Origin of the sequence: Streptomyces sp. NPDC001717 (assembly GCF_042892775.1) — a bacterium.
Classification (GTDB): Bacteria; Actinomycetota; Actinomycetes; order Streptomycetales; family Streptomycetaceae; genus Streptomyces.
The window spans coordinates 1-23,644 of the sequence record NZ_JBIAUK010000049.1 but is presented as its reverse complement, the minus strand read 5'-3'; the positions used below and the strand labels follow the sequence as shown (position 1 = coordinate 23,644).

The window sequence follows — 23,644 nt, the reverse complement described above, 5'->3', positions numbered from 1 at the left end:
GGCTCTCCTGCCCCGGCACCTCAGCCCCACCAACGAACCCTCCCCCGCCAGGAGCAGAACCACGTCGAGCCACTGGCCTCTCGATCGCCGGTACGGCGGCTGCTCCCACCGAGACGACGACAGGCTCGTCCTCGGCGCGGCCGGGGTATCGACACGCCGAGGCCCGTAGGACGTGGTTGCGCGCGGATGTCTGCCATGCCTGACTTGACCGAAGCGCCCGCAGCGATGAGGAGGTAGGGACGTGGGACTCCGCAAGGCGGCCTACGAGGCGGAACTGCTGCGACTGCAGACAGAGCTGATCAAGCTCCAGGAGTGGGTGCGCGCGAAGGGGGCCAGGCTGGTCGTCGTCTTCGAAGGCCGCGACGCGGCGGGCAAAGGAGGCACGATCAAACGTGTCACCGAGCACCTCAACCCCCGCGTGGCACGCATCGCCGCCCTTCCGAAACCAACCGAGCGCGAGCGCACCCAGTGGTACTTCCAGCGCTACGTGGAGCACCTGCCGGCCGCCGGGGAGATCGTCCTGTTCGACCGCAGCTGGTACAACCGTGCCGGCGTGGAGCACGTCATGGGCTTCTGCACGCCCGCGGAACACCAGCTCTTCCTGCGGCAGTGTCCCGCCTTCGAGCGGATGCTGGTGGAGGACGGGATCCTGCTCCGCAAGTACTGGTTCTCCGTCAGCGACGCGGTGCAGGAAGAACGCTTTCGCCGCCGCACGCAGGACCCGCTCCGGCGGTGGAAGCTCTCCCCGATGGACCTGGAGTCGCTCACGCGCTGGGAAGCCTATTCCCGGGCCAAGGACGAGATGCTCGTCCACACCGACACGGCGGACGCCCCCTGGTACGTCGTCGAGAGCGACGACAAGCGCAGCGCGAGACTCAACATGATCGCCCACCTGCTCTCCTCGGTCGCGTACGAGGACGTGGACCTGCCACAGATCACCCTGCCGCCCCGGCCCCCGTCCACGGGATACGAACGACCTCCCAAGGAGCTCCAGACCGTCGTGCCCGACCACGCGGCCACGCTCCGGAAGGAATGAGCCGCATCGGACCGGCCGCGCACTCACGCGGCTGATGGGAAGGGTCGCCGATCGCGCATACCCTCATGGAATGGTGCGGAGCGAGGCCAGTGACGTCGACGGCTACCTGGCCGAGGTTCCTGAGGAATGCAAGGCTGTGTTGACCGAGGTACGCCGGTTGTGCAGGGCCAAGCTGTCGAGCTTCGACCAGGTCATGGCGCATGGCATGCCCGCATACGAACGGGAGGGGTCGTACGAGTTCGCGTTCGCGAGCCAGAAGCTGTACCTGTCCTTCTACGTGATGCGCAGTGATGTACGCGAGGCGTTCGAGCAACGGCCGGCCGGTCACGACATGGGGAAGGGATGCCTGCGCTTCCGCAGGCCCGAGAAGGCCGACCTGGCCCTGCTGCGCGATCTCCTCGAGGCCACAGCGGCTCGGCCCGGCACGGTCTGCTGATCAAGCAGGCACCGGTCGAGGCGGCCTCACGGACGGACCGTACCCACACCTCGACGTCCTCGCGGTGGTCTCGGGCTCCGAACGTCCGGGTCGGCCGGCACCCTACTCCCACCGGCATCGCGGCCTGCGGCGAACTCCGACCCGGCTGCGATGCTCAGCGATGCCGTCGACGTCTCCGACGACGATGGTGCGCACTGGAGGTACGGGCACCGACCGGCCCCTTTTCCTCCTTTCCGGAAAGCTGCCTGATCGGTCCACGTCCATCAAACCTGAGCCCGATCCGCGCCGATACCCGCGGGTACGGCGAGGTACCGCTACTCGCCCCCGGGCCGGCCGCGCGCCGTTCTCTGCTCGGTGGGGCAGGCGCGAGGCGCTGAACGTCACGCCGGCCGACCCGCGTCTTTGCGCGGTCTCGCCGAAGGCTGACAGCCGTAGGGTGTGGCACGGTTCCGCAGTAGGCGGAGGCGCCCAGGGCCGCCCGCCGGCTGCCGGGCGGCCCGCCTCGGCACACCAGCCGTCCGCCGACCTGCCACGCCTTCCGGTTTCACTCACCCCTCCCGGGCCGGTGGCCCCCGCCACGTACACCGTGGCGGGGCCACCGGATCGGGCCTGCGCAGTCTGCCAATAGATCGGCGGATCGGCGGAGTTTCGTCGCGGGCTCCCACTCACGGGCTCGCGGCGCTCCCCACGGCCTGGTCATCGGCGGTCCTGTCCAGGGGCGGGTCCAGGGCGTCGACCGCGCTCAGGAGGCCGGTGCCCGCGCTGCCGCCCGTGGCGTACACGCACATGGCACCCTGGCCGGGCGGACACTGCATGACGGCGGCCGCCAGGTGCGACCGTGGCGTCGGAAGCGCGGGCAGCGTCGTCCACGCGTTGGAGACGGAGTTGTACGACTCCACCGTGCCCAGGGGATTGAAGCCGGGGCCGCCACGGCCCCCGACGGTGTACACACAGGTGCCACTCTGGCCCGGCGGGCAGGGCGCAGACGACGCCGCGAGCAGATACCTGCCGGTAGGCAGCGGCTCCACCGGGGTCCACGCGTTGGTGGCCGGGTTATAGGAGCGGACGCTCGACTGGACGGCGGCGCTGCTGTCGACGCCTCCCATGGCGTACACGCAGATGCCGGTCTGGCCGGACGGGCAGGTCGCGGCCGCAGCCGCGAGGCCGAACCGCGGGGTGGGGAGGGGAGTCGGCTGGCTCCAGGCGTTGGTGACGGGGTTGTAGGAGTTGACCTGGCCCAGGGCAGTGCCGGTGCCGTCCACCCCACCCACGGCATACACGCAGGTGCCGGTCTGACCCGGCGGGCAGGGCGCGGCAGCCGCCGCGAGCGATCCCCGCGGCGTGGGAAGCGTGCTGACGGTGCTCCAGGCATTGGTGACGGGGTTGTACGACTCCACTGTGGCGACGGGCGTGTCCGGCCCCGTGAGAGTGAAGGCCGTGAACCCGCCGATGGTGTACACGCAGGTGCCGGTCTGCCCCGGCGGGCAGGGCGCGCTCGCCGTGCCGAACCCCCACCGGGGTGTGGGCATCGAACGTACGGTCGACCAGGCATTGGTGAGCCGGTTGTACGATTCCGCCCGGCCCGAGACGGTACTGGGGGTTGTGGCGTTGCCGAGGGCGTCACGGCCGCCCATGGCGTAAACGCAATTGCCGGTCTGGCCAGGGGGGCAGGGTGCGGTTGCCGCCCCCAGGAAGTCCCGGGCCGCAGGTAGCGGAGCCAGGGTCGTCCACACCGTTCCGTTGGTGGCTGCCGCCGGCAGTACGCAGGCCAGGACGGTGGCGACCGCCAACAGGGGGGCCCATCGAAGTCGGCTCCCGGGACGCACCGGACTGCGTGGATTCTGGAGCCTGGTGAAAGGTGGGGGTGCTTCATCCGCTCGCGGTCGTGGCAACGCCGGCCTCCTTGCTGGGACGTGTACGGACGATGCTTCCCCCGGACTACCGCGCATCGCACGGAGAATGGGCCGGACGGCCTCCCGCTTCGACCGTACGGCGTGGTTTCCGCCGTCTACGGATCCGCTGGACATCCGCGACTACATCCGTGACGCCTTCCTCCAGCCGGCCTGCTGCGTCATCACCCACCGGCGCGTGTCGAGCATCCAGAGCGTCGGCCCGCTACCTTGATCATCCCCAGATCCTCACCCGGTCAGAGGCCCGGTGTCGCCGCCGTCCGGCGACCCGAGGCTGTCATCCCAGCGAGCGCCGAGCCCAGAACAGGGCGTGGCCGCTGTCGCCCTCGGGCACGAACTCCTCGTGGACCACGTCAAAGCCGGCTCGCACGAGCCATTCGCGGTTCGTCTCGGCGTCGGCGTGGCTCCACCACATCGCGGCCCCGCCACCGAGCCAGTTCTCATCGGTTCCGCTCCAAGCCCGATGCCCGGTGGTGCTCAGGAACCAGCCTCCCGGCCGCAACCAGGAAGCGATCCGCTCGAGCAGGGCCGGCTGTTCCTCCACCGGAACATGGATCAGGGCGTACAGGCAGACGACAGCGTCGAATCCGCCCTGAGGGAGCTCCAAAGTCATGGCATCAGCCCGGATGAAGTCGGCGCCCGGCACAAGCTCCCGGGCTCTGCCGATCTGGACCTCACTGATGTCGACGCCGCTTACGCGGTGACCCGCAGCGACCAGGGACCCGGCTACGGGAACGCCGGTGCCGCACCCGATGTCCAGGACACTGCCTGCCTCGGGGAGACGACCCAACAGCTCCTCGATCCACGATCCGCACTTCGTCTCGCTGCCGAATACCCGCTCATAGTGCTCCGAGAGCACGTCATACCCGCGCCGGACCAATTCCTTTGGATCTTCAACGTTTTGGGGCGCCGTCCCCGTCTCGCAGGAGTCCGATTGACCCACCCGGCCCGTCTGCCCGGCCCGCGGGGCTTGCACCGGCGCTGCAGCCCAGGGGGCTCCGCTCCGGACCAGCCACAGCCGGAAGGCACTTGGACGGCATTCCCGGCCAAGATCAGGGATGGTCGTCAGTCCTGACCTTGGGACGCCAGTCAGCGGCCCACGCGTCGAGCTGGGCGAGACGTTCAAGAAGGGTCCTGCCCTGTCCGGTGAGCAGGTAGCCCTCGCCGGCGTGCTCCACGAGGTCGGCCTGTCCAAGCTCACGAAGCCGGTCTGCCAGGACGCTTGAGGAGACGCCGTCGCATCGCTGCTGTAGCTGCCGGAACGTCGGCGTCGAGTCGTCCCGTAGCTCCCACAGGACTCGCAGCACCCAGCGCCGACCCAGGAGGTCGAGCAGCGCCATGATCGGGCGCCCCGTCTGTGAGCCGCGGACCCGTCGGCCCGGGAGGGGTGTTGGTCCCACCATTCGCTTCCCTCATTTGCTTCTCTTTCCGAAGCGTCGATGTTAGCGTACCATCGTGCCTCTAAAACCGAAGCAACCGCGAATCGAACCTCTCTCGCCGCCGTACGACGAGGAAACCGGCGCAGCCCTCGAGCTCCTCGGGCATTCGCCCATCCAGCTGTTCCGGGTGTGGGCGCGCCGGCCCGAGCTCGCCCGCTCCATCGCGGGCTGGGGAAGCTACTACTTCTCTCGGCGCTCCGCTCTCACTCTCCGTCAGCGCGAACTGGTCATCGACCGGACGACCGCGCTCTGTGGCGCCGACTACGAGTGGGCCGTGCACGTCGCGGGCTTCGCCGAGAAGGCGGGACTCGACGCCACGCAGCTCGCGTCCCTCGCGACCGGAAGGCCGGGAGACGGCTGCTGGGACGCAACCGACCGTGCGGTGCTCGAAGCCGTCGACGAGCTCCACGCGACCTTCGATCTCTCAGACGACACCTGGGCGAACCTGGTCGCCGTCGCCGATGAAGACGCCGCACTCGAACTGGTCTTGATCTGCGGTTGGTACCACGCCGTCTCGTTCGCCGTCAGGGCGCTCCGTCTGCCTCTGGAACCCGGTACCAAGCCAATCGCCGCGCCGTAATCCATTGCCGGCTTTCGCGCGTCAGGGCGATGTTGGGGTATCGAGGGTCAGGCCGGTGCAGGCGATGAAGCCGTCGAGGGTGTCGGGCCGGTACTGCAGCCGTTTGAGCCGGTTGCGGACGAGGGCCTCGAGTCGGTCGAAGGCGACCACTGCGAGGTCGGCCAGGAGACACCGAAGCAGCGACTCTCGGCCCCTATGTGAACGGACAGCGGCTTGCGCTCAGGGACCGACGCGGCGATGCCCGCCGAAACGAGTGCCCCCAGTCGCAGGGCACCACCGCGAGATCGACACCAATCGGATGTCGAGACCGCGGCGGAGCAATCGTTCGTGGCGCTGATCCCGCAGTGCGATTGCTGCATCGAGTACACGTGGGGGCTTGACCGGCAGACGTGGGCGGCCCAGCTGCGGAACGCTGCCCTCGCCCTGGCATCGTCTCCGCCGATCAGCGGCGGATGCCGGCTGTGCCTGGCGCGCTCATCCTCAGCAACGGCGTGGACCGTTAAGCAGATTTGGCTGAGCCTCTTTCATCCTCTGCCGGAGAGTGTTTGTGCGCGCAGAGAACACTTCCACGGCGCTGCCAGGCAAGCATCGTTTGTACAGACTCGTAACTTCTCCGTGTAAGGGGCCTGTCTGCAACTGACGGTCCCGCGCGCTGTATCAAGGGAGTGAGTCATGAGTTCTCAGGTGAAGGCATTCGGGTTCGGTATGCCGTGGGAGTCGTTGTACGGGTACAGTCAGGCCACTCAGGTCGGTGACACGGTTTATGTGTCGGGGCAGCTGTCTCATGACAGTCACGGCAACTTCGTGGGTGCCGGCGACTTCGAACTGCAGGTCCGCACCGCGCTGGAGAATCTGGACCTGGTCCTGAGGCAATTCGGGGCCGAGCGTGGCCAGATAGCGGAGACCACGGTTCTGGTGAGGAACCTGCGGGAGAACTTCGACACGACAGCACGCCTCCACGCCGAGTACTTCGGGGAGCACCGGCCCGCCAGCACGGTCATGGGCGTTTCCGACTTGGCGCTGCCGGACCAACTCGTGGAGATCGGCGCGCTCGTGCGTCTCGATGTGAAGCCATAGGTGAGGAGGCCGGCCTGTCCGTGCCTTTGCGTTTCCCGCTCCGGAGGGGCAGAGCAGGACGAGCCCCCTGGGTGGAGGCCCCCCGGGGGCTCGTCGTTCCCCGGGCTGCCGCACTGCCCATAACCGCTGCACGGTGACCGGCCGCGGAGATGGCCCGCACGGCCGCTGACAACCTCGCAGTGGCCGAGAATCGAGGGCCTGACCGGGGAGGCCGCCACGGTAGCGGCAACGTTCAGCGCGGCCCTGGAATCCGCCAGGGGAGCCTGATTCGTCGCCCTGCCCATCACCACGAGACGGCGTACGTATCTGATCGGGAACTCTGCGATCACGAGGCGGGCCGCTCAGGGGCGGGGGAGGCGGAGGTGACCTCACCGGGCCCGTACGGCATCAGCAGTGAGGCTGTGGGGCCGATGTCTTCCCAGGTCGTACCTGCTGCCCGATCCGCGACCGCGCGGCCGGCGCACTTAGAACTCCTAACGGAATGATCTTCGAGGTGGTTGGATCATGTTGAGGACGAGCTGTGGGCAGTGATCGAACCGCTGTTGCCGAAGGTTGAGCGCCGCTCTCGCTATCCCGGGCGCAAGCGGCATCCGGACCGGCTGGTGTTCCAGGCATTCTGTGCGTGCTGCATAGCTGCCCGGGAACACAAGGTCGGAAAGGTGCGGCTCCTCGCCGACGGACGCTACGCGCTCTCAGGCGGAAGCGACGGCACCGTGAGGGTCTGGGACGTGGTCACCGGCCGATTCCTGCGCGTCCTCAAAGGGCATCGTAGGCCCGTCCACAGCCTCGCGGTCACACCCGACGGAAGGTGACCTGCGGGGCGTCGGAGTTGTACGTGACCTCCAGATGCTGCGGGTCGGCCTCCAGCACTGCGGTGAAGGCCGCGTCCGCGTCGTCCTCACGGCCGAGGTCGAGCGTGGACAGGGCTCGATTGTTCAGTTCGGCAGCCCGGAGATCGGGTGGTACGGGCTCCGGCCGGTCGTACGCCCGGCCGAAAAGTTGTCGGTGAACCTCGCGCAACCGGTCTGCCGTGTCGCCCGCCGACGCGGGTCGTTCCGCAGGATCGAGGCTCAGGCACTGCGCCAAGAGGTCGGCGATCGGCTCCGGCATCGGCAGTGGTCCGCTGCGGGTGGGCAGGTCGGTCGTCCCTCCCGTGCCGACGCCGTCGCCGACGGCGGCCGCGCCGCCTGGGGCGCGGAAGTCGGACAGGGCGAAGCCGGCGACCGCTCCGAACACCCAGGTGCGGAATCCGGTGAACATTTCCAGAACGGTCACCGCGAAGCTGAAGAGGTCGGACCGAGGGCCCAGGCGCCGCCCTTCCGCCTGCACCGGCGAGGCATGGGCAGGAGAGCCGAATCCTGCGTGCGAGGCGAGCCCACCGGTGGTGTCGTCGGTCCCATGGGCTGGTTCCGCCGCTACGGCTCGCGCCCGGGCCAGCCTGAAATCGGTCACCTTCGCTATTCCGTCGTTGCCGAGGAGGACGTTGTCGGGTTTGACGTCCTGGTGCACCAGCCCGCGGTGGTGGGCGTGCTGCAGCCCCCAAGCGATCTGCATCGCGATGTCCAGGAGCCGGGCAAGAGCCTCATCAGCGCTTCCCTCGTACAGGTGCCGTCCGCGATCCACCGGGCCAGACTGCCACCGGCGATGTACTCGGCGAAGACGCGCGGCACACCACCCAGGGTGCGCACGTAGTGACAGGCGCAGACGTGCGGGTGCATTCCGAGCGACACCCAGGCTTCGGCCTCGGCGACGAAACGCTCCCTGCCGTCCGCACACTCAACCACCTCGGGGAGGGGACTCTTCACGGCGAGATCCGTGCCCCAGACCGTGTGGTGCACCAGGTGCACCACACCCATGCCACCCCGTCCGAGCAAGCACACCACCTCGTAATGCCCGTCGATCACATCGCCGGGCAGCCACCTCGGCGGCTCTGCGTTCTCGGCGGCGTCCGCCCCTCCCCCGCTCTCGCGCGGACCCCCGTAGTGCCATCCCCCTTGGACACCACCCCTCGTTCGCGACCATCGACTTCTGATCCTCGCATGAGCGGCTCACCGAGTGCCGAACTGCGGGGAGTTGGGCTTGGTGGCCCGGCGGGAGTCCGATGTCGTCCGCTTGGACGACCCGCCGGTCGGTGGGGATGAGGAGTGCCGGCTTGACCGGGTTGAAAATCTGGAGGCGTATCCGGTCCGTCTTCAGCGCCGTGACGCCGTCGAGGAGACGGCCGGGGTTGAAGGCGGTGGTGACGGGGGCGTCGGTGAACAGGCGGTGATAGCGGTGTGTCGGCGACCTACGAGAACATGGCAAGCACGGGGTCAGACGGCGAGAGCCCGGCCTCGTACCAAAACAGACCCATCAGCCTGCGCCTCGCCGGGGACCGGAATCCCAGGCACGCTTGACGGCAACCAGCCGACAGACAAATCGGTTTGGCGCCATTCTGGCAACCAGAGGGAAGGGAGTGTCCGTGCTCGTGATCAACGCAGTGTCGGCGGGAGTCGCATGGCTCCTGCTGCTGATCGCGGCCGCTCTACGTCTTCGCCCCGGCCGACAGCCCGTGCCCGATGCACTCGGCCGGCGGCTCTCTCCCGTCCAGACTGGCCTGCTGCGCGGCGGCAGGCGAGGTGCGGCGCAGACCGGGCTGGTCGAGCTGTACCTGGCCGGTTCGGTCAAGGCCGGATGGCAGCGGACCGTCCGCCCCGGCGGGGCCTGGCTGCCGCGCGGCTGCTCCGAGGTGGCCCGCGCCCAGTACCACGTGCTGTACGGGCCACTGCACCCGCGCCGCCTGGAAGGCATCGAGCGGGTGCAACGTGCCCTCCAAGGGGTGGAGTCGGAACTAGAACGGGCGCGGCTGGTGGTGTCGCGTAGACGGGTATGGATCGTACGGGGCTTGCTGCTGCCGCTCTTCGCCGCCGCTCCGCTCGGGGCCGCAGGAGGCGGGCAGACGGCGGTGTGGCTAATACTCGACCTCCTCGCCGACGCCGGCGCGTTTGTCTTGTGGGTGTGGCCCCGGCGCACCCTGCGCGGCCAAGCACTCCTCACACGGCTGCGCCGCGACCAGGCGGAAGCCAGGCAGGCAACTGAGCACCAGCCGGATGCGCTCCTGCTGAGCGTCGCGCTGTTCGGCGCCCCCGCGCTCCGCGCCCAGCTCCCCCGGTTCACGCAGGAGAGCGGCCTGCTGTCACGCCCCCCGAAGGAACCCATCGACCGAGGAGGCGGCCCCGGCGAAGCATTCGCAAGCTGCGGGGGCTAAGACCGTGTCCTATGCGGTGAGGCGGAGGACGTGTTGGTAGCAGCACATGGCTGCGGTGAGGCCGAGGAAGGCCAGGTAGTTGCGGGGGGGGGTGTCGTTCGCAGCGGTGGTTACACGCGCCCGTCAGGGCGCCTGTCCGTGCGACCTATCAGGGCGATCTCAGGGGTTGGTACCCGATGTGGGTCAGGGTCCCGTATCAGTAGCGTCATCCTCATGATCAATTCGCGAACTGCCTTTCTGGCCGCGCCCGTTCTGATGGGCGCGTACGGCATCATCCGCATCGTCGACGGCCTCGACGGCAGCCGCGGGCCGGGCCCGGCGTGGAGCCTCGGGCACCTGTGCTTCCTCGGCGCGCTCCACTTCTTCGTCCAGGGCTTCACGGCGATGCGCACGGCGGCGGGCGGCAACCGGCTGTCCACCGTGGGCCTGTGGGCAGGCACGGCGGGAGCGGTCGCCGTCGGGGTGCAGTTCGCCATCGACCTGGTGGTCGGGTTCCTGTCGGAGGACCGGGCAGCCATGGAGGACCTGTTCACCCGGATCCAGGACGTACCCGGCGTGCTTCCCGCGTTCTACGACATCGGCCCGCTGCTGTTCTTCGTCGGCCAGCTGATCCTGGTCTGCCAGCTCGCCAAGCGCCGGATCCTGAAGCCGTGGGCACCGGTCCTGGTCCTCATCGACACCACCCTGCCCTTCGCCGAAAAGGACCTCATACCGCTCGGAGCCGTCCTCCTCCTGGTCTCCTTCGCCCCGCTCTACCGCAGCCGTGAGGTGGCTGCCAGCGCCGGGACCGTAAATCGTTCGGGTCTGGCCCGTAGTCGGTAGTGACGCCGGGTGTGTATCAGGGCAGGAGGATGCGGTGGCGGAGGAGGTCCAATCCGGTGCGTCCATGCTCAGTCTCACTGAACGGCGACATGGTTGACGTCATACTGATGAGGATCTCTGAAAGCGGCTGTGGCGGATATTTCGTGACGGTCAGCTCTAAACATCCGTCATGACCGGCAAACGCCCGCTGGGCGGGCGGCGGGTGCTGCTGCGCCTGCGGATCCGCCGGTTTTTCTGCGACAACGGCCTGTGCTCCCGACGGACCATGGCGGAGCAGGTATCGAGCTCGACCAGGCGGTACCGGCGCCGCACCGACGTGCAGTCCGCCGGCGCGAAGCTCGAAGAACAGGTGCACGGCGTAGGTGTCGGTTTTCCGGGCCGGGGCGGGGTGGGTCATGGTCAGCCTCCGTTGTCCCGACCGCGGCCTCGGGGTCGCTCACACCATCGGAGGGAAGTTGTACGTGTAGTCGTACGAGTCGTCCGGGTCGACGGCAGCAGGGGTGTTCTTCACGTCGCGCACGACCATGAGGATGAGTCCGGTCAGGAGCAGGACAACGCCGCTGCCGATGCACCATCCGGCGGCTGTTGCGCGGGAGTCCGCCATCGGGCCGCCGGTGTGCAGGAACGGCCCGATGAGCAGAAGCACCATGCCGACCACGATGAAGCCCACGGATGCCCGTTTCAGCGCATCGACGCCGTCTGCCGGATTCGGCGCCGGCCGGGCCGCCACCGACGGCACCTCCGGGTTGCCGTGCTGGGTTGCACCCCCGGCAACCCGTGGCCTGCCCGCGGCTTCGCCGCCCTCCTGTGCGACGGGGTGGCGGTCGAGGACCTGGCCGACGGCCACCAGCGCCGGGGCGAGCATCCCGTCCTCGGCCTGGTCGTCCCGCGCTTCGGCTGCCGCGAGTTCCACCCGAAGGCCCACCAGGTCCTCACGTAGCCGTGCGGACTCCACGCGGAGCCGGTCGCGTTCCTGCCGCAGGGCTGTCGCCTCGGCGGCCGAGTCCTCCAGCAGGCCTCGGAAGGACCGGATCTTGCTCTCCTGTGCGAGCAGGTCCTGGCGCAGGCGCGCTTCCTCCGCTTCCCGGGCGCGCAGCTGCTCCCCGTGGTCGGCTCGCGCCTGATCGAGCTGGGCGTCGAAGGCGGTGCGGTCGCGTCGGCGGGCGTTCTGCTGTTCCTGGAGGAGGGTGTTCAGGCGGGCCGTTTCCTCCTGGTGGTGCTGTCGCTGTGTGCGCAGGTCGTCCTCGGCGGTGGCCAGGGCCTGGCTCGTCGTCTCGTGCCGGGCCAGGAGGTCGTCGTAGTCGGCCTGCCGGCGGCGCTGCTCACCGAGGGTGTCCTCGAGACGGGCCTGGACCTGGTCGTGCAGGACGAGGGTCTCCTCGTAGGCGTCGGCCATCACCAGGCGTTCGGCGAACGCCGGGTTTGCCTCCCCCAGAGCCGCGGTGTGCAGACGCAGCGTAAGGGCGCGGACCTCCTCGCTCGCACCGCAGAGCTGGATGATCGCCTCGACCGTGGAACGGTGCGGAAGCCGTTCTCCCGAGAGGTACTTCGACAGGGCCGAGGCGCTCAGCGCCAGGCCTGAGGCGACGTGCTTACTGCTCAGGTCCGCGGCTTCGATCAGGGACCGCAGGTGCTCGACGAGCGCCAGCTTGTGCCGGCGGTTCTCGAAGACCTTCGGTTTGAGCGGATCGAGCCCTCGGCGGGCCGGCCGGGCCTGTGCGCCCGCGGACCCGTCACTGCCGGTTCCCTCCTCGGCAACACCCGCCATGTCCGTTCTCCCAGTTGACAGTTGCGGAAAGAAGATCGTTTCCCATGGCGCACCCGCCGCTGCGACGCGACGCTCGAACCACACCCCGCCGCACGCCGCTCCGGCGGCACACCCGGCGGGCGACGTCCTGCGACCTTCCATGTACTGAGGAGAACCATCGTGCCGATCCGTCGTGCCCCGCGTGGCAGCTTTCCCGTAGATCTCGCCGTGTTCCTGGCGATCCTGGTCACCGGCGTCGTCCTCGTCCTCGTCGGCCACGTCTCCCCCGAGGCCCTCGCCGGCTATGCCTCCGCGTTCGCCGGCCTGTACGCGGCCTGGCACCACCGCCCCCGGGCCGAAGAGCCTGGGCGGACTCCGTCCGAGGCCCCGCCCGCACCCGAGCGCTAGACACCGTCGCCCTGGCCCGGGCGGCACCTCGATGACGCCACGTGCGTGGGACTCCGTTGCTACGACTGCCGCCGAAGCCGAGCGAGCCATTTTCGGCGAGGAACGTTCGCCACACCGAGGCAATAGAACGCTGAATCGTTCGGCGGGAGGCCGTACTCCTCCCCCGGCTCTTTGATGTGGGGGTAGCCCCAGCCACTGATCTTCGCCGGTGTCTGTGAGGCCTGCCGTGTCAGGGCTGCAACGTACTTCCGGTTCAGCTCGGTCTGCTCGTTGAGGAGGGACAGGTTCTGCTGTTGCAGTGTGGTGACCTGCCGCGTGAGTTCCTCGTTCTGCTGCAGGTACGTGTCGATGTCCTTGGCCTGGTCGCAGAAGAGGCGGGCCGCCGCGTGGAGGGCGCGTTCCCGCTGAGCTGCGAGGGCTTCCACCTCGCGCAGGCGCCTCACCTTGGCCAAGAGCTCGTCCCTCTCCCGGACGACATCCGTCATATGACGGCGTACGGCGTCGAGTTCTTCCAGGGTCGTGCGGTAGCGAGCCGCGGCGTCGTCCAGCTCCCGGTCGGTCCGGTCCTGCAGTGCGGCAAGGTCGCGGGCGCATTCATCCAGCTGCTCCCGCAGCACGCGCTTGTCCTCGGCCAGCCCCTTCTTGGCGGCCTCCAGCTCATGGATCTCCTGTCTCCTCAGGGCCAGCTGGTGCGTCAGGCTGAGGCTGGCCGCCTGCGCGCCGGCGTGCAGTTGCGTGAGCCGCTTGTAGTCCGCCTCCGGGATCGGCAAGCCCTTGGAGGTGAGGAACGCCTGGAGCGCTTCGTTGAACTCGGACGGGGGCAGGCGCTCACCGTGCCGGTAACGCGAGAGCGTGGCCGGATCCACATGTACCCCCAGGGCCACCTGGCGGCCGGTGTTGCCGCGGGAGGAGAGGTACTGCTCCAGCACGGACTGCAGCTGCGTGGCATACGCGATGGTCTGCTGTTGTCCCGGGCGTCCTGCCGACAAGAGAACCCCTCCCCCGCCGGCATACGCACGGCCCCTGGCAGATTTCATGCCCCGCACGCGGGCTTTCCGCACCTGGCAACACGGTGAGCGGCAGCACATCCGATGCGCCGTGTTGCCGACTGGCAGGCAACTCCTGTTGCCCGTCCTGCAACGCCGCGAACTGCGCAATTGTTCAAACGGGGCGCACTCGGCGCCCCGCTTCCCGTCTGAAGGCGAGGAACCATGAACATTCCCGCAGCGGTCGCGGCCCCGGGCATCGTGCCCCGCGTCGCGGACGGCGGCCCGGATCGATTCCTCGGTCCAGGCCATCCGCGCGAGGCCGGCGGCAAACTTCAGCTCGCCCTGCTGCGGGAGCCGGCGGCGTTCCTCGTACGCGGCCAGCAGAGTGGTGACGTCGCGCTCGACGGCCCGCCACGCGAGGTCGGCGGGGCCGATGTCCGGCTCCCCCCGAGTGGGCCGGCCCGAGTGGCAGGGCTCGCACAGAGCGTCCTGTAGCTCACAACTGCGAAACTTCGCTTCCTCGCCGTGTGGGACGGAAAACCGGCATGGGGATACTGCGGCACCGCCGACGTCGTCGCCTACGCCGAACACAACGGCGTCCCCGTACGCGTGCTAGGGCCGCACGGTGCATCGCAGTAGACGCCTTCAACGAAGGCCCTGCGACGCGGCACTCATCACGTGGAGGATCCGCTGATCCCCGAGCACGCCGGGCCCACAAACCTGACCCCCTTCGAGGAAGTCGTCCTCAGAGGTCGCTTTCAGTGCATCCCCGGGCGCTCGGGGATCCGGCCGTGGCACCCGCCGCCACGGCCAGTGTGCCGAGGCTCGATGGTCGTCACCGGCGGAGCCGAACAGGCCGGCAGAAGGGCCGGCCCGAAGCAGCCTGGTGGTCACCCGGAAGGCAGGCCACTCGTCACAGACGCACGGCGGCTTTCGATCCCTCACCTCGTGGCCCGCCGGCGGCTCGGGCTCGGCGGCCGGTACCGACATGGCGTGACGCCGCCGGTCACGAGGACGCGCGTACGCCATCTCCCCGTGGTAGCGCGAACCGGCAGCGCGTCACCAGGGGACCTCTCCCTCGTCGTCGAAGAAGCGGCCCGTCGGCCCGTCGGCCGATACGGTGGCCAGCCGGATCGCAGCGGCTGCGCCCTGCTGGGGGGTGCGCACTCCCCGGAAGCCGTTCAGGTCGGTCGCCGTGAAGCCGGGGCAGACGGCGTTGATCAGGATGCGGGTGTCGGCCAGTTCCTTGGCGTATTGCACGGTGACGGCGTTGAGGAACGTCTTCGACGGAGCGTAGGCGATGGAGATCGGGCCCGTTTCGGCGCCAGGTGTGGTCTGGAGTGTGAGGGAGCCGACGCTGCTGGAGACGTTCACGATGCGCGGCGCCGACGAGCGGCGCAGCAGAGGGAGGAGGGCGTTGGTGACGCGGATGACGCCGATCACGTTGGTCTCCACGGCCGCCCGTACCCGGTCCACGTCGACCGTGGTGGGCTCCTGCGGCGTACCGCCGGTGATGCCGGCGTTGTTGACGAGCGCATCCAGTCGCCCGGCCTGCTCCTCGATCAGCCGGGCCGCCGCGGACACGCTCGCGTCGTCGGTCACGTCCAGGGGCACGCCGAACACGTCGGCGCCGGCCGCGCGGAGCTTGTCCACGGCGGCCTCGCGCCGTTCCTCGTTTCGCGCGCCGATCCCGACCGTCCAGCCGAGGGTGCCCAGTCCGGCGGCGATCTCGTACCCGATGCCCTTGTTGGCCCCGGTCACCAGCGCGACCTTGGGGTGGTTCACGGTGTTCGTCTCAGTCATGACACCGATGCTCCTCCCCCGCCGGGCAGGGCGTCCAAGACCGACTGGGTGCGCGGCGATACCGCCTGGGTATCACTCCTGGCCGGCCCGGTTAGGGTGGCGGGGTGGAGACACGTGAGCTGCGGTACTTCGTCGCGGTCGCCGAAGAGCTGCACTTCGGCCGGGCCGCGCTGCGGCTCGGAATCGCCCAACCCCCGCTGTCACGGGCGATCGCCGGGCTCGAACGACGCCTGGGCGCCCCCCTGCTGGAGCGAGGCAGCCGGGGCGTCGCCCTGACCGAGTCCGGGGCGGTGCTGCTGCGGGAGGCGAGGGCGGCCCTGGACGCCATCGAGGCCGCAGAACGGCGCACCCGCCGGGCCGCTCTCGCCGCGACGGGCCGCCCCGCCGTGGTCCTGGCCGCGAAGGCGGGTGCCTCCGACGAACTGCTGGCCAAACTCCTCGACGCCTACGCCGCCGAGCCCGGCGCCGTCGCCGTCGACGTCGTTCTGTGCGGGCCGGGCGAGCAGGTTGCGGTGCTGCGCACCGGCCGGGCCGACGTAGCCCTGCTGCACCGGCCCTTCGACGACACGGCCGGCTTCGACACCGAGGACCTGCACACCGAGGGCCAGGTCGCGATCCTCCCCGCAGGCCACCCCCTCAGCACCCGCCCCCACCTGCGGCTCGCCGAGGTCACCGCCATTCCCGACCTCCCCCTGCCCCGCTGGCCCCGCCCCGACGGCACCTTCCCGGACGGACCCGGACCGCAGGTGCGCGACCACACCCAGCTCACCCAGCTCATCGCCCTCGGCCGCGCCTGCGCGGTCCTCCCGGAGTCAGGCCGCACGGGCCTGCGCGACGGGCTCACCGCCGTACCGGTCAGCGACGCCCCCCACGTCACCACGGTCATCGCCTGGCCCCCACACAGTCGTTCAACGGCGGTCGCGGGACTGGTCCGCGCCGCCACCGCCCTGTAACCGACGGCGGTGAACGCCGGGACACCGCACCGACTTCGAGGCTGCGTGTACGGGTCCGCCGGGTCTGGGCGGCCGTTCGTGGCCGAGGTGGTGCAGCGGGAGCTCGCCGTGCTTGAGACACGGGAGGCCGCGCAGGAGGTCTTGCGGACGACGGAGTGTGCCTGCACCGCAGGCCGCATCACGCACTCCGCGGCGACGCGTTCCTGCGTGAACAGCGTTCACTCTCGCAGGCAGGGGCCTTCCACGCCACGATCAACCGTTCAGTCCTCGCCCGGGCCCGGCGCCCATGGGCCCCAACGGACATCGCACTGCCGCCCGGTACGGCTTCCTCGTGTCCCGGCCACGCCGCGGTCCCGCGCGCAGAACCAACGCACATCGCCTCGCTGTCGCTCGCACCGCTGTCACGAAACCGAGAGCTCGCATCTGGCGCCTGTCCAGGCGGCTGCCCCAGTACGAGGGTGCGCGGCGTGGCCCAGCCGAGCGGGGAAGGCTCAATCGCGGGGCCCGACGAGGTGCCGTGCCAGGCCGCCGGGAGCGGTAGTCGGGCCCTCGGCGTTGATGGTGAACTGACCTGTGTACCCGATGTCCGGCGGGTTCCCGAGAGCGATGACGTAGGTGCTGTCGGGCGATAGATCTGCCGGGATCGCCCAGTCGTACTTGCCGGCCGCGCCGTCCACCTTCGCGATCTCCACGACTTGCTGCAGAGCTGAGGCGGATCCCTTCATCAATTTGAGGGGCTGCTGACCGGGAGTGCCGTCTGTCCAGATGATCGAGTAGGGCTTGCCTGCCTGCCAGACCACATGGGCAATGGGCTGGGAGAACTTGGCGGCTGCGGCGGCAGGCTGGGCCGCCTGGACCGGGCCGGTGACGGCGGTGTACGCCATGACGAGTGCGGCCACGGACACAAGCGGGAGCCGCCTTCGCCTACCGGCAGCGGTGAGAGTCTGCATGATCTGTTCAACGGTCGCGCCGTTCCCCGGTCACGCAGGGCTCGGGTCTTCGCATCACAAAACGTCAGCCCCCGTCGGCCAACCTCGAGAAGTATCCGAGCCACGAGATCACGGATGAGAACCGGGAGATCGTGACCTCGACCATCACGGAGGTAGCCAACGTGGTGGCCGGCCGGGCGATCACCAAGCTCTGTGACCTGGGCTTCAAGTTCGAGCCGGCCGAGCCGACCCTGCTGACCGGAGCCGACGCGAAGCTCCCGGCTGTCGACAGCGAGTCGCTGGTCGTGCCGCTGGAGCTCCCGCAGGGACTGGTCGAGATCAACATCGCCATCTGCGAGCGGGTGTAACGACCCGGGCCCGGTCAGGGGCGGTTCGCGGTGTTCCGGGTGATGGGGACGATGACGGCGGACCGCCCGGCGGACTGCTCGCACAACACGCGCTCCCGGCGAGGAGCGTCATGATGACGGTCGCGGCGGCGTCGACCTGGTCCTGGAGGCTTCGACAGCGTGCGCCGGGGTCACGCTCGGCCGGCGAGCGCCTACGTGCTTGCCCGTCCTGCGGTCACCCGGACGCCGCCGAGCATCGCGAGCGGGCCCGCACCGGGCGCGGTGGGCCGGGTCAGCGTGGGCCCGACCGTGCCCGCGGCCAGGGCGGCCAGGGCGTCGGCGTCCGCGTCGTCGGCGCCCCAGCCCGACAGCTGGTCGGTGCCCTCGCTGTCGTCGGAGAGGCCCAGCCACGGGGTATCCAGCCGGAACCGGCCTGTGGCGCCCCCGGTGCCGCGGACCAGCAGCGAGGCCTCCCCCTCCCCGGCGGGCTTCGAGAACGGCGCCTACGGGCCGCTGAAGCTCTGATCAGGTCTAACCGCTGAGCGTCGAGACGTTAGGAAACGGGCTAAGCCTTGATTGGTGTGGCTGACCTGGCGGCCTGCTCGATCTTCGCGCGGTAGGCTGCGCGGGCTTCCTTGTCAATCTGCGTCTCGTGTTCGGGACGCACCCCGGTCCGGCCGTCGAGGCCCTCGCGCAGGATGTCGGCGTGCCCGGCATGCCGGTTGGACTCGCCGAGGACGTGGACCATGATGGCGAACAGGTTCGTGTTGGGGTTGGGCTCCGGCCACCACGGCACGTGGCCGGGAGCGTTGAGGGGAAGCTCGTTGATCGTCGCGTCCGAGTGTTCCCACGTGCGCCGGTAGAACCCGATGATCTGATCGCGGGTCTCATCCTCGGTCGCCCACAGGTCGCTGCCGTTGTAGTCCTGCCACCGGGGCAGCGGTTCCGGGGAAGGGCGGTCGAAGACCTCCCCGAAGTACCTGGCCTCGACGGTGGCTACGTGTTTGACCAGGCCGAGGAGGTTGGTCCCGGTCTCTGTCAAAGGTCGGCGGGCGTCGTATGCGGACAAGCCGTCGAGTTTCCAGAGCAGCGCCTCGCGGTCCCGCCGCAGTCTCCCGTGCAGGTCGCCTTTCGCGAATTCATCGATCATGCGGGATGACCCTGCCATGGGCTGCTCATGGTCTCAAGATCGCATACGTGCGTCAGGGGCTGGATCGTTCGCGGCCGGTATGGGGAGGCCCCGCCGACGGGGGTTTCGGCGAGGCCCGGGCAGGAACTGTACATCTCAGCTGCCCGAGGATCGCAGAATCATTGAATTGCAGAAGTCTGCAATTTCATAGATGCTGTGGGTGCTGTGTCCGTAGGTAGCCGCGGGCAGAGCACCAGGCGTTTGCCCCGCTGGGGGCGGTGAGAAGGGTGCGCGACCGTGCCGGTTCCGCTGTATCAGGCCAAGGCCGAGTTCTTCCGGATGCTCGGGCACCCGGTGCGGATAAGGGTTCTGGAGCTGCTGCAGGACGGCCCGATGCCGGTGCGGGACCTGCCGGCCGCGATCGAGGTCGAGCCCTCCGCGCTGTCGCAGCAGCTCGCGGTGCTGCGCCGCTCGGGAATCGTCACCTCGGTACGTGACGGCGCGACCGTCGTGTACGGGCCGGCGGGCGGGGCCGTTGCCCGGCTGATGCCGGCGGCGCGGCGGATCCTGACCGAGGTCCTGGCGGGGCAGAGCGAGCTGCTGGAGGAACTGCGCGAGTCCGAGGTCCCGGCCTCATGACCGTCTCCACCCTCCTGACCTCCGCATCCGGCCGGGTTCGCGCCGTGCTCCCGGCCCGGGCCGACTTCGTGGTCATGGGCCACAGCCCCCGCCGTGACCTCCTGGCCGGACTCACCGTCGCGATCGTCGCCCTTCCGCTCGCGCTCGGATTCGGTGTCTCCTCCGGGCTGGGTGCGGAAGCGGGGCTGGCCACCGCCGTGGTCGCGGGGGCGCTGGCCGCGGTGTTCGGCGGGTCGAACCTCCAGGTGTCCGGTCCGACTGGTGCGATGACGGTGGTCCTGGTGCCGATCGTCGCCCAGTACGGGTCCGGCGGCGTCCTCACGGTCGGGCTGATGGCCGGTGTCCTCCTGGTCGGGCTCGCCCTGCTGCGGGCCGGGCAGTACATGCGGTACGTGCCGGCGCCGGTAGTGGAGGGCTTCACCCTCGGCATCGCCTGCGTGATCGGCCTCCAGCAGATACCCAACGCGCTCGGCGTGGCCAAGCCGGAGGGCGAGACGGTCCTGCTGGTGGCCTGGCAGGCACTTGTGGAGTTCGTGGCGTTCCCGAACTGGACCGCGATCGGTCTCTCCGCCGGCGTCGCCGCGGTGATGCTGGCCGGGGCGAGGTGGAAGCCGACGATCCCCTTCTCTATCGTCGCGGTGATCGCCGCGACCGTGATCGCGCAGGTCTTCCACCTCGACGCGGCGGCCCCGATCGGTGCCCTGCCTTCCGGGCTCCCCGCTCCGTGCCTGGCCTTTCTGGACGCTTCCGCGTTCGGGTCGCTGCTGGCGCCGGCGGTCGCGGTCGCGGCGCTCGCCGCGCTGGAGTCCCTGCTGTCGGCGACCGTGGCGGACGGGATGACGGTGGGGCAGCAACACGACCCGGACAAGGAGCTGTTCGGGCAGGGCATCGCCAACCTCGCGGCCCCGCTGTTCGGCGGAGTCTCCGCCACCGCCGCGATCGCCCGCACGGCGGTCAACGTGCGCACGGGAGCCGCGTCCCGGCTGGCCGCGCTCACCCACTCCGCGGTGCTCGCAGTGATCGTGTTCGCCGCGGCGCCCCTCGTCTCCAGAATTCCCCTCGCGGCGCTGGCCGGTGTGCTGCTGGCGACGGCGATCCGGATGGTCGAGGTCGGCTCACTGCGCGCGATGGCGAAGGCGACCCGGTCGGACGCCGCGGTGCTCGTGCTGACAGCGGCGGCCACTCTGGTACTCGACCTCGTGTACGCCGTCATCATCGGCCTCGTCGTCGCGGGAGCCCTCGCCTTGAAAGCCGTGGCCGACCAGGCCCGGATGGAGCAGGTGGACTTCCGACCGGACCTCCCCGGGGAGCACAGCGAGGAGGAACACGCCCTTCTGGCCGAGCACATCGTGGCCTACCGCATCGACGGACCGCTCTTCTTCGCCAGCGCCCACCGCTTCCTCCTCGAACTCTCTGAGGTCGCCGACGTGAGGGTGGTGATCCTGCGCATGGCGAGAGTGACCACCCTGGACGCCACCGGCGCCCTCGTCCTCAAAGACGCGGTGGAGAAGCTGAACCGGCGCGGCATCGCCGTGATGACCTCCGGTATCCGGTCCGGCCAGCGTCAGGCCCTGGACGCGGTCGGCGCCCTGGACCTGCTGCGTCTGGAGGGCCGCGAGTACGCCACCACCCCGGAGGCGATTGCCGGGGCCCGCAAACACCTGGAGCAGGCAGGCCTGCTGCCCCGTACGCATCACCGACCGCACCGCATTCGAAAGGCCCCGCGATGACCGTCCCCGCCGACCTCCGCATGATCGAGGTCTCCGGCACCGAGGCCCTGTGGCTCCTCGAAGGCTCCTCCCAAGGCCGTTTGGTGTACGTCCAGCGGGAGCTGGCCGTCATCCGGCCGGCCGCGCACGTGATGGAATACGGGCGCCTCGTCGTTCGAGCCCCCGTGCAGGCCGCCTCCATCCCCAGCCGGGCCATGCTGGCCTACCAGGTCGATGAGATCCGCAGTCCGGGCGGCACCGGCTGGACAGTGACCGCCCACGGCCCGGCGGATGTCATCGCAGACCCGGACGAAGCCGCCCACTACCGCCGCACCCTGCCCGGCTGGGCGCACGGCCCGCACGACACCCTGCTGCGCCTGCACCCGCAGCAGCTGTCAGGGTTCCGCCTGGCCCGCACGGTTTCGGAGGCGGGCCGGTGAGCGTCCATGTCCGGACGATGCCCTACCAGCACGTCCTGGACGTGCCGGCCATGGGATCGGCCGTGCGCATCGCCCGCGAGACCACCGAACTGGTCCTGGTGGAGTGCGGGGTGGGACTTCGCCATCCGAGTGTGGGCCCGGCCCTGTTGATCCTGGCCGAGCTGGTCACCAACGCTGTCCGTCACGCCGCTGTCCTGTCCCCGACGATCACGGTCACGTACGCGCACGGGCCGGAGGTCTTTGCGTTCGCCGTCCACGACCGCCACCCCTACCAGCCCGCCCTGTTCGGTGCACTCGCCACCGCTCCGGGCAGCGGCCTGGCCACGGTGGTCGAAATGACGATGGAGCTCGGCGGCACCGCCGTCGTACAGGCGGATGCGGACGGGCGTGGCAAGGCCATCTGGATCACCCTTCCCCTGTGAAGCCGAGGAGCTGACGATGACGATCGAATGGCGCTACACCACCCGCCAGGACCTGGGCGTGTTGTCCCTGGCCGGATATCTCGGCGCGGACGCAACCGACCGCCCTCACCTCCCGCCCCGGCGAGGTCGGGTGCAACACCAAGCAGGTCAGGGCTTGCTCCTGAGGACCGAGCTCCGCAAGAAGGCCTGACCAGCGAAGGACCCGTTTGGGGGAGCCGAACGTCACGAAGGCGCCCCGCCAGGTCCCGCGAGTTGCAGGGATCTGCAATTGTGGAGGTCGCAAGGTGTGAAGAGGGGCGAACGGACGCTCCCTGCGAAGGAACGGCTGGGTGGATGAGATGGGCAGTCAAGGCAGGGGTACCCAAGTGAGCACGCCGCTGTACCAGCTGAAGGCGGAGTTCTTCAAAACGCTGGGGCACCCGGTCCGCATCCGCGTCCTGGAACTCCTGTCGGTACGCGAACACGCGGTCGCCGAGATGCTGCCCGAGATCGGGGTGGAAGCTGCGAGCCTCTCTCAGCAGCTCGCCGTCCTGCGCAAGGCCAACCTGGTCATCACCCGCCGCGAGGGATCGAACGTCTACTACAGCATCACCCACCCCCAGATCGCCGAACTCCTGAAGGTCGCCCGTGGCATCCTCTCCGGCGTCCTGGAGGGTCAGGCCGAACTCCTGGCCGACCTCAAGGCTGGCCGCCAAGCCTAAAACGGCGGCCCATGGTGCCGGGCCTGACGGACCCGCACCCCACATACGGCGGCCGTCTTCCGTTAGTGCGGGTTCAACGCGCTTCTGACACCGGAAGACGGCCGCTGCCTTGCCCAGTAGGCCGCGCGTGGCACGCCTGGCTCCAGGCGCGGCCGAACGCGCAGTGCTTTGCGAGACGGGTCTCGCCCGTTCTGATCCGAGGGTGCCGAGCCTGCCACTGCGCACGCCCACAGCAGGTGCTTCCGAGGGATGGTCCCTGCCGTGTCGGTCGTGAAGACGGGTGCTGGCCCCTGCGCTGGGCAGGGGCGTCAGGTGATGGTGGGGGCCTGGAGCTACTTTGATTCCGGGGCGGCCCTCGTGGGATGCGGGTGCTCGCGGCAGTACCTGTGAACGAAGCCGCGCCGATGACGACCCCGCCCCCTCTCCGCATCAGCCCGGCAAGGGCTGGGCGGGCCCGCCGTGAGTGTCACCGCGTGGCTGGCCGTGGCGGTGCTCACCGTCGTCTACGTGCTGATCGCCACGGAGAGGGTCCACCGGGTGGCCGCGGCCCTGGGCGGCCCCGTCCTCATGCTGCTCATCGGGGCGGCCGGTTCGGTGGGTCCCTGTCGACCTGGGGGGCCGGCAAGACCGGGACGCCGATCTTTGGAGGTGAGCAGGTCCCTACTACGTCACGACGACCGGCCCGGCTGACCCGCACCTACCCCCAGCGACAGTTCTCACCCCCTACACCCCGGCTTCGGGAGAGCCTGGCCGACGGGAGGACCGCACGCGGCGGTGGGGGGCCGCCCCCCCGGGGGGGGGGGCCCCCCCCGGGGGGCCCCCGGGGGGGGGGGGGGGCCGACCCCCGGGTCCAAACGCCCCCGCGGGTGTTTTTTCGGGAG

At 69.7% G+C, this 23,644-nt stretch carries 28 protein-coding genes and 2 pseudogenes; 18 read left to right on the top strand and 12 right to left on the bottom strand.

Translation table 11 applies throughout. From position 1 onward, the window contains the following. Positions 1-241: 241 nt before the first annotated feature. Positions 242-1,036 (top strand): polyphosphate kinase 2, encoded by a 795-nt coding sequence (gene ppk2 / locus ACFYZL_RS38905; RefSeq protein WP_384756842.1) that lies wholly within the window; start codon positions 242-244, stop codon positions 1,034-1,036. 70 nt (positions 1,037-1,106) lie between these two features. Further along, a complete protein-coding gene (locus tag ACFYZL_RS38900; protein ID WP_388685779.1) occupies positions 1,107-1,472 on the top strand; it encodes an iron chaperone in 366 nt (121 codons plus the stop codon). A 665-nt stretch (positions 1,473-2,137) separates the two neighbouring features. Here the strand turns inward: ACFYZL_RS38900 and ACFYZL_RS38895 are convergent. From ACFYZL_RS38895 to ACFYZL_RS38880, 4 genes and pseudogenes are all read right to left on the bottom strand, one after another. After that, positions 2,138-3,001, bottom strand: a complete 864-nt coding sequence (locus ACFYZL_RS38895; RefSeq protein WP_384756865.1) for a Kelch repeat-containing protein — start codon at positions 2,999-3,001, stop codon at positions 2,138-2,140. Positions 3,002-3,007: 6 nt separating this feature from the next. After that, positions 3,008-3,421: pseudogene (locus tag ACFYZL_RS38890) on the bottom strand (hypothetical protein); the annotation flags it as partial. 238 nt (positions 3,422-3,659) lie between these two features. Further along, positions 3,660-4,241 carry a class I SAM-dependent methyltransferase gene (locus ACFYZL_RS38885; RefSeq protein ID WP_388685777.1) on the bottom strand — a complete coding sequence of 194 codons (582 nt, stop codon included), beginning with the start codon at positions 4,239-4,241 and terminating at the stop codon, positions 3,660-3,662. A gap of 193 nt (positions 4,242-4,434) precedes the next feature. Further along, a complete protein-coding gene (locus ACFYZL_RS38880; protein WP_388685775.1) occupies positions 4,435-4,722 on the bottom strand; it encodes a winged helix-turn-helix transcriptional regulator in 288 nt (95 codons plus the stop codon). Positions 4,723-4,837: 115 nt separating this feature from the next. On the opposite strand from ACFYZL_RS38880, the gene ACFYZL_RS38875 reads away from it, so the two are divergent. After that, positions 4,838-5,401: a carboxymuconolactone decarboxylase family protein gene (locus ACFYZL_RS38875; RefSeq protein ID WP_388685773.1), complete on the top strand. Its 564-nt coding sequence runs from the start codon at positions 4,838-4,840 to the stop codon at positions 5,399-5,401. A 21-nt stretch (positions 5,402-5,422) separates the two neighbouring features. On the opposite strand, the gene ACFYZL_RS38870 is transcribed toward ACFYZL_RS38875, so the two are convergent. Next, a complete protein-coding gene (locus tag ACFYZL_RS38870; protein ID WP_384756833.1) occupies positions 5,423-5,551 on the bottom strand; it encodes a hypothetical protein in 129 nt (42 codons plus the stop codon). Between the two features lie 522 nt (positions 5,552-6,073). Between ACFYZL_RS38870 and ACFYZL_RS38865 the strand changes: the two genes are divergently transcribed. From ACFYZL_RS38865 to ACFYZL_RS38855, 3 genes and pseudogenes are all read left to right on the top strand, one after another. Further along, the gene (locus tag ACFYZL_RS38865) at positions 6,074-6,478 is read left to right on the top strand and encodes a RidA family protein (protein WP_388685771.1); all 405 of its coding nucleotides are present in this window, start codon (positions 6,074-6,076) and stop codon (positions 6,476-6,478) included. A 497-nt stretch (positions 6,479-6,975) separates the two neighbouring features. Then, a pseudogene (locus ACFYZL_RS38860) lies at positions 6,976-7,089 on the top strand (IS5/IS1182 family transposase); the annotation flags it as partial. Continuing rightward, positions 7,081-7,290, top strand: coding sequence for a WD40 repeat domain-containing protein (locus ACFYZL_RS38855; RefSeq protein WP_388685804.1), 210 nt, complete (start codon positions 7,081-7,083; stop codon positions 7,288-7,290). The pseudogene ACFYZL_RS38860 and the gene ACFYZL_RS38855, both read left to right, overlap by 9 nt. Here the strand turns inward: ACFYZL_RS38855 and ACFYZL_RS38850 are convergent. After that, entirely contained in the window at positions 7,271-8,101 is an 831-nt protein-coding gene (locus ACFYZL_RS38850) for a protein kinase (protein WP_388685769.1), read from the bottom strand. The genes ACFYZL_RS38855 and ACFYZL_RS38850 overlap by 20 nt on opposite strands. A gap of 844 nt (positions 8,102-8,945) precedes the next feature. Here ACFYZL_RS38850 and ACFYZL_RS38845 point away from each other — a divergent pair. Together ACFYZL_RS38845 and ACFYZL_RS38840 are read left to right on the top strand one after the other, a co-directional pair. Continuing rightward, positions 8,946-9,725, top strand: a complete 780-nt coding sequence (locus ACFYZL_RS38845; RefSeq protein WP_388685766.1) for a TIGR04222 domain-containing membrane protein — start codon at positions 8,946-8,948, stop codon at positions 9,723-9,725. Positions 9,726-9,938: 213 nt separating this feature from the next. After that, a complete protein-coding gene (locus ACFYZL_RS38840) occupies positions 9,939-10,547 on the top strand; it encodes a hypothetical protein (protein ID WP_388685764.1) in 609 nt (202 codons plus the stop codon). Between the two features lie 16 nt (positions 10,548-10,563). Here the strand turns inward: ACFYZL_RS38840 and ACFYZL_RS38835 are convergent, their stop codons facing one another. After that, a complete protein-coding gene (locus ACFYZL_RS38835; RefSeq protein WP_388685761.1) occupies positions 10,564-10,944 on the bottom strand; it encodes a hypothetical protein in 381 nt (126 codons plus the stop codon). Between the two features lie 39 nt (positions 10,945-10,983). After that, positions 10,984-12,315 carry a helix-turn-helix domain-containing protein gene (locus ACFYZL_RS38830; RefSeq protein WP_388685759.1) on the bottom strand — a complete coding sequence of 444 codons (1,332 nt, stop codon included), beginning with the start codon at positions 12,313-12,315 and terminating at the stop codon, positions 10,984-10,986. 159 nt (positions 12,316-12,474) lie between these two features. On the opposite strand from ACFYZL_RS38830, the gene ACFYZL_RS38825 reads away from it, so the two are divergent. Then, positions 12,475-12,702: a hypothetical protein gene (locus tag ACFYZL_RS38825; RefSeq protein ID WP_388685756.1), complete on the top strand. Its 228-nt coding sequence runs from the start codon at positions 12,475-12,477 to the stop codon at positions 12,700-12,702. A 59-nt stretch (positions 12,703-12,761) separates the two neighbouring features. Here ACFYZL_RS38825 and ACFYZL_RS38820 read toward each other — a convergent pair whose 3' ends face one another. Continuing rightward, the gene (locus tag ACFYZL_RS38820) at positions 12,762-13,691 is read right to left on the bottom strand and encodes a hypothetical protein (protein ID WP_388685754.1); all 930 of its coding nucleotides are present in this window, start codon (positions 13,689-13,691) and stop codon (positions 12,762-12,764) included. Positions 13,692-13,913: 222 nt separating this feature from the next. On the opposite strand from ACFYZL_RS38820, the gene ACFYZL_RS38815 reads away from it, so the two are divergent. After that, positions 13,914-14,186, top strand: coding sequence for a hypothetical protein (locus ACFYZL_RS38815; protein ID WP_388685752.1), 273 nt, complete (start codon positions 13,914-13,916; stop codon positions 14,184-14,186). A 564-nt stretch (positions 14,187-14,750) separates the two neighbouring features. On the opposite strand, the gene ACFYZL_RS38810 is transcribed toward ACFYZL_RS38815, so the two are convergent. Continuing rightward, a complete protein-coding gene (locus tag ACFYZL_RS38810) occupies positions 14,751-15,494 on the bottom strand; it encodes an SDR family oxidoreductase (protein ID WP_384757529.1) in 744 nt (247 codons plus the stop codon). A 104-nt stretch (positions 15,495-15,598) separates the two neighbouring features. Between ACFYZL_RS38810 and ACFYZL_RS38805 the strand changes: the two genes are divergently transcribed. Then, positions 15,599-16,447 carry a LysR family transcriptional regulator gene (locus ACFYZL_RS38805; RefSeq protein ID WP_388685747.1) on the top strand — a complete coding sequence of 283 codons (849 nt, stop codon included), beginning with the start codon at positions 15,599-15,601 and terminating at the stop codon, positions 16,445-16,447. 491 nt (positions 16,448-16,938) lie between these two features. Here the strand turns inward: ACFYZL_RS38805 and ACFYZL_RS38800 are convergent, their stop codons facing one another. Then, the gene (locus ACFYZL_RS38800; RefSeq protein ID WP_388685745.1) at positions 16,939-17,346 is read right to left on the bottom strand and encodes a GPI anchored serine-threonine rich family protein; all 408 of its coding nucleotides are present in this window, start codon (positions 17,344-17,346) and stop codon (positions 16,939-16,941) included. A gap of 182 nt (positions 17,347-17,528) precedes the next feature. Between ACFYZL_RS38800 and ACFYZL_RS38795 the strand changes: the two genes are divergently transcribed. Continuing rightward, the gene (locus tag ACFYZL_RS38795) at positions 17,529-17,744 is read left to right on the top strand and encodes a chemotaxis protein CheC (RefSeq protein ID WP_384757521.1); all 216 of its coding nucleotides are present in this window, start codon (positions 17,529-17,531) and stop codon (positions 17,742-17,744) included. A gap of 544 nt (positions 17,745-18,288) precedes the next feature. Here ACFYZL_RS38795 and ACFYZL_RS38790 read toward each other — a convergent pair. Further along, positions 18,289-18,873 carry a DinB family protein gene (locus ACFYZL_RS38790; RefSeq protein WP_388685743.1) on the bottom strand — a complete coding sequence of 195 codons (585 nt, stop codon included), beginning with the start codon at positions 18,871-18,873 and terminating at the stop codon, positions 18,289-18,291. A gap of 276 nt (positions 18,874-19,149) precedes the next feature. Here ACFYZL_RS38790 and ACFYZL_RS38785 point away from each other — a divergent pair, with 276 nt between their 5' ends. From ACFYZL_RS38785 to ACFYZL_RS38760, 6 genes are all read left to right on the top strand, one after another. Next, positions 19,150-19,491 (top strand): ArsR/SmtB family transcription factor, encoded by a 342-nt coding sequence (locus tag ACFYZL_RS38785; protein WP_388685740.1) that lies wholly within the window; start codon positions 19,150-19,152, stop codon positions 19,489-19,491. Further along, complete coding sequence (locus ACFYZL_RS38780; RefSeq protein WP_388685737.1) at positions 19,488-21,221, top strand: SulP family inorganic anion transporter; 1,734 nt, start codon at positions 19,488-19,490, stop codon at positions 21,219-21,221. Before ACFYZL_RS38785 ends, ACFYZL_RS38780 begins: the two co-directional genes overlap by 4 nt. Next, complete coding sequence (locus ACFYZL_RS38775; RefSeq protein WP_384757507.1) at positions 21,218-21,640, top strand: pyridoxamine 5'-phosphate oxidase family protein; 423 nt, start codon at positions 21,218-21,220, stop codon at positions 21,638-21,640. The genes ACFYZL_RS38780 and ACFYZL_RS38775 overlap by 4 nt, the downstream gene beginning before the upstream one ends. Positions 21,641-21,657: 17 nt before the next feature. Further along, positions 21,658-22,062, top strand: a complete 405-nt coding sequence (locus ACFYZL_RS38770; RefSeq protein WP_384757531.1) for an ATP-binding protein — start codon at positions 21,658-21,660, stop codon at positions 22,060-22,062. A 16-nt stretch (positions 22,063-22,078) separates the two neighbouring features. Then, positions 22,079-22,252: a hypothetical protein gene (locus ACFYZL_RS38765; RefSeq protein WP_384757504.1), complete on the top strand. Its 174-nt coding sequence runs from the start codon at positions 22,079-22,081 to the stop codon at positions 22,250-22,252. A gap of 175 nt (positions 22,253-22,427) precedes the next feature. Continuing rightward, a complete protein-coding gene (locus ACFYZL_RS38760; RefSeq protein WP_388685733.1) occupies positions 22,428-22,763 on the top strand; it encodes an ArsR/SmtB family transcription factor in 336 nt (111 codons plus the stop codon). Positions 22,764-23,644: the final 881 nt, after the last annotated feature.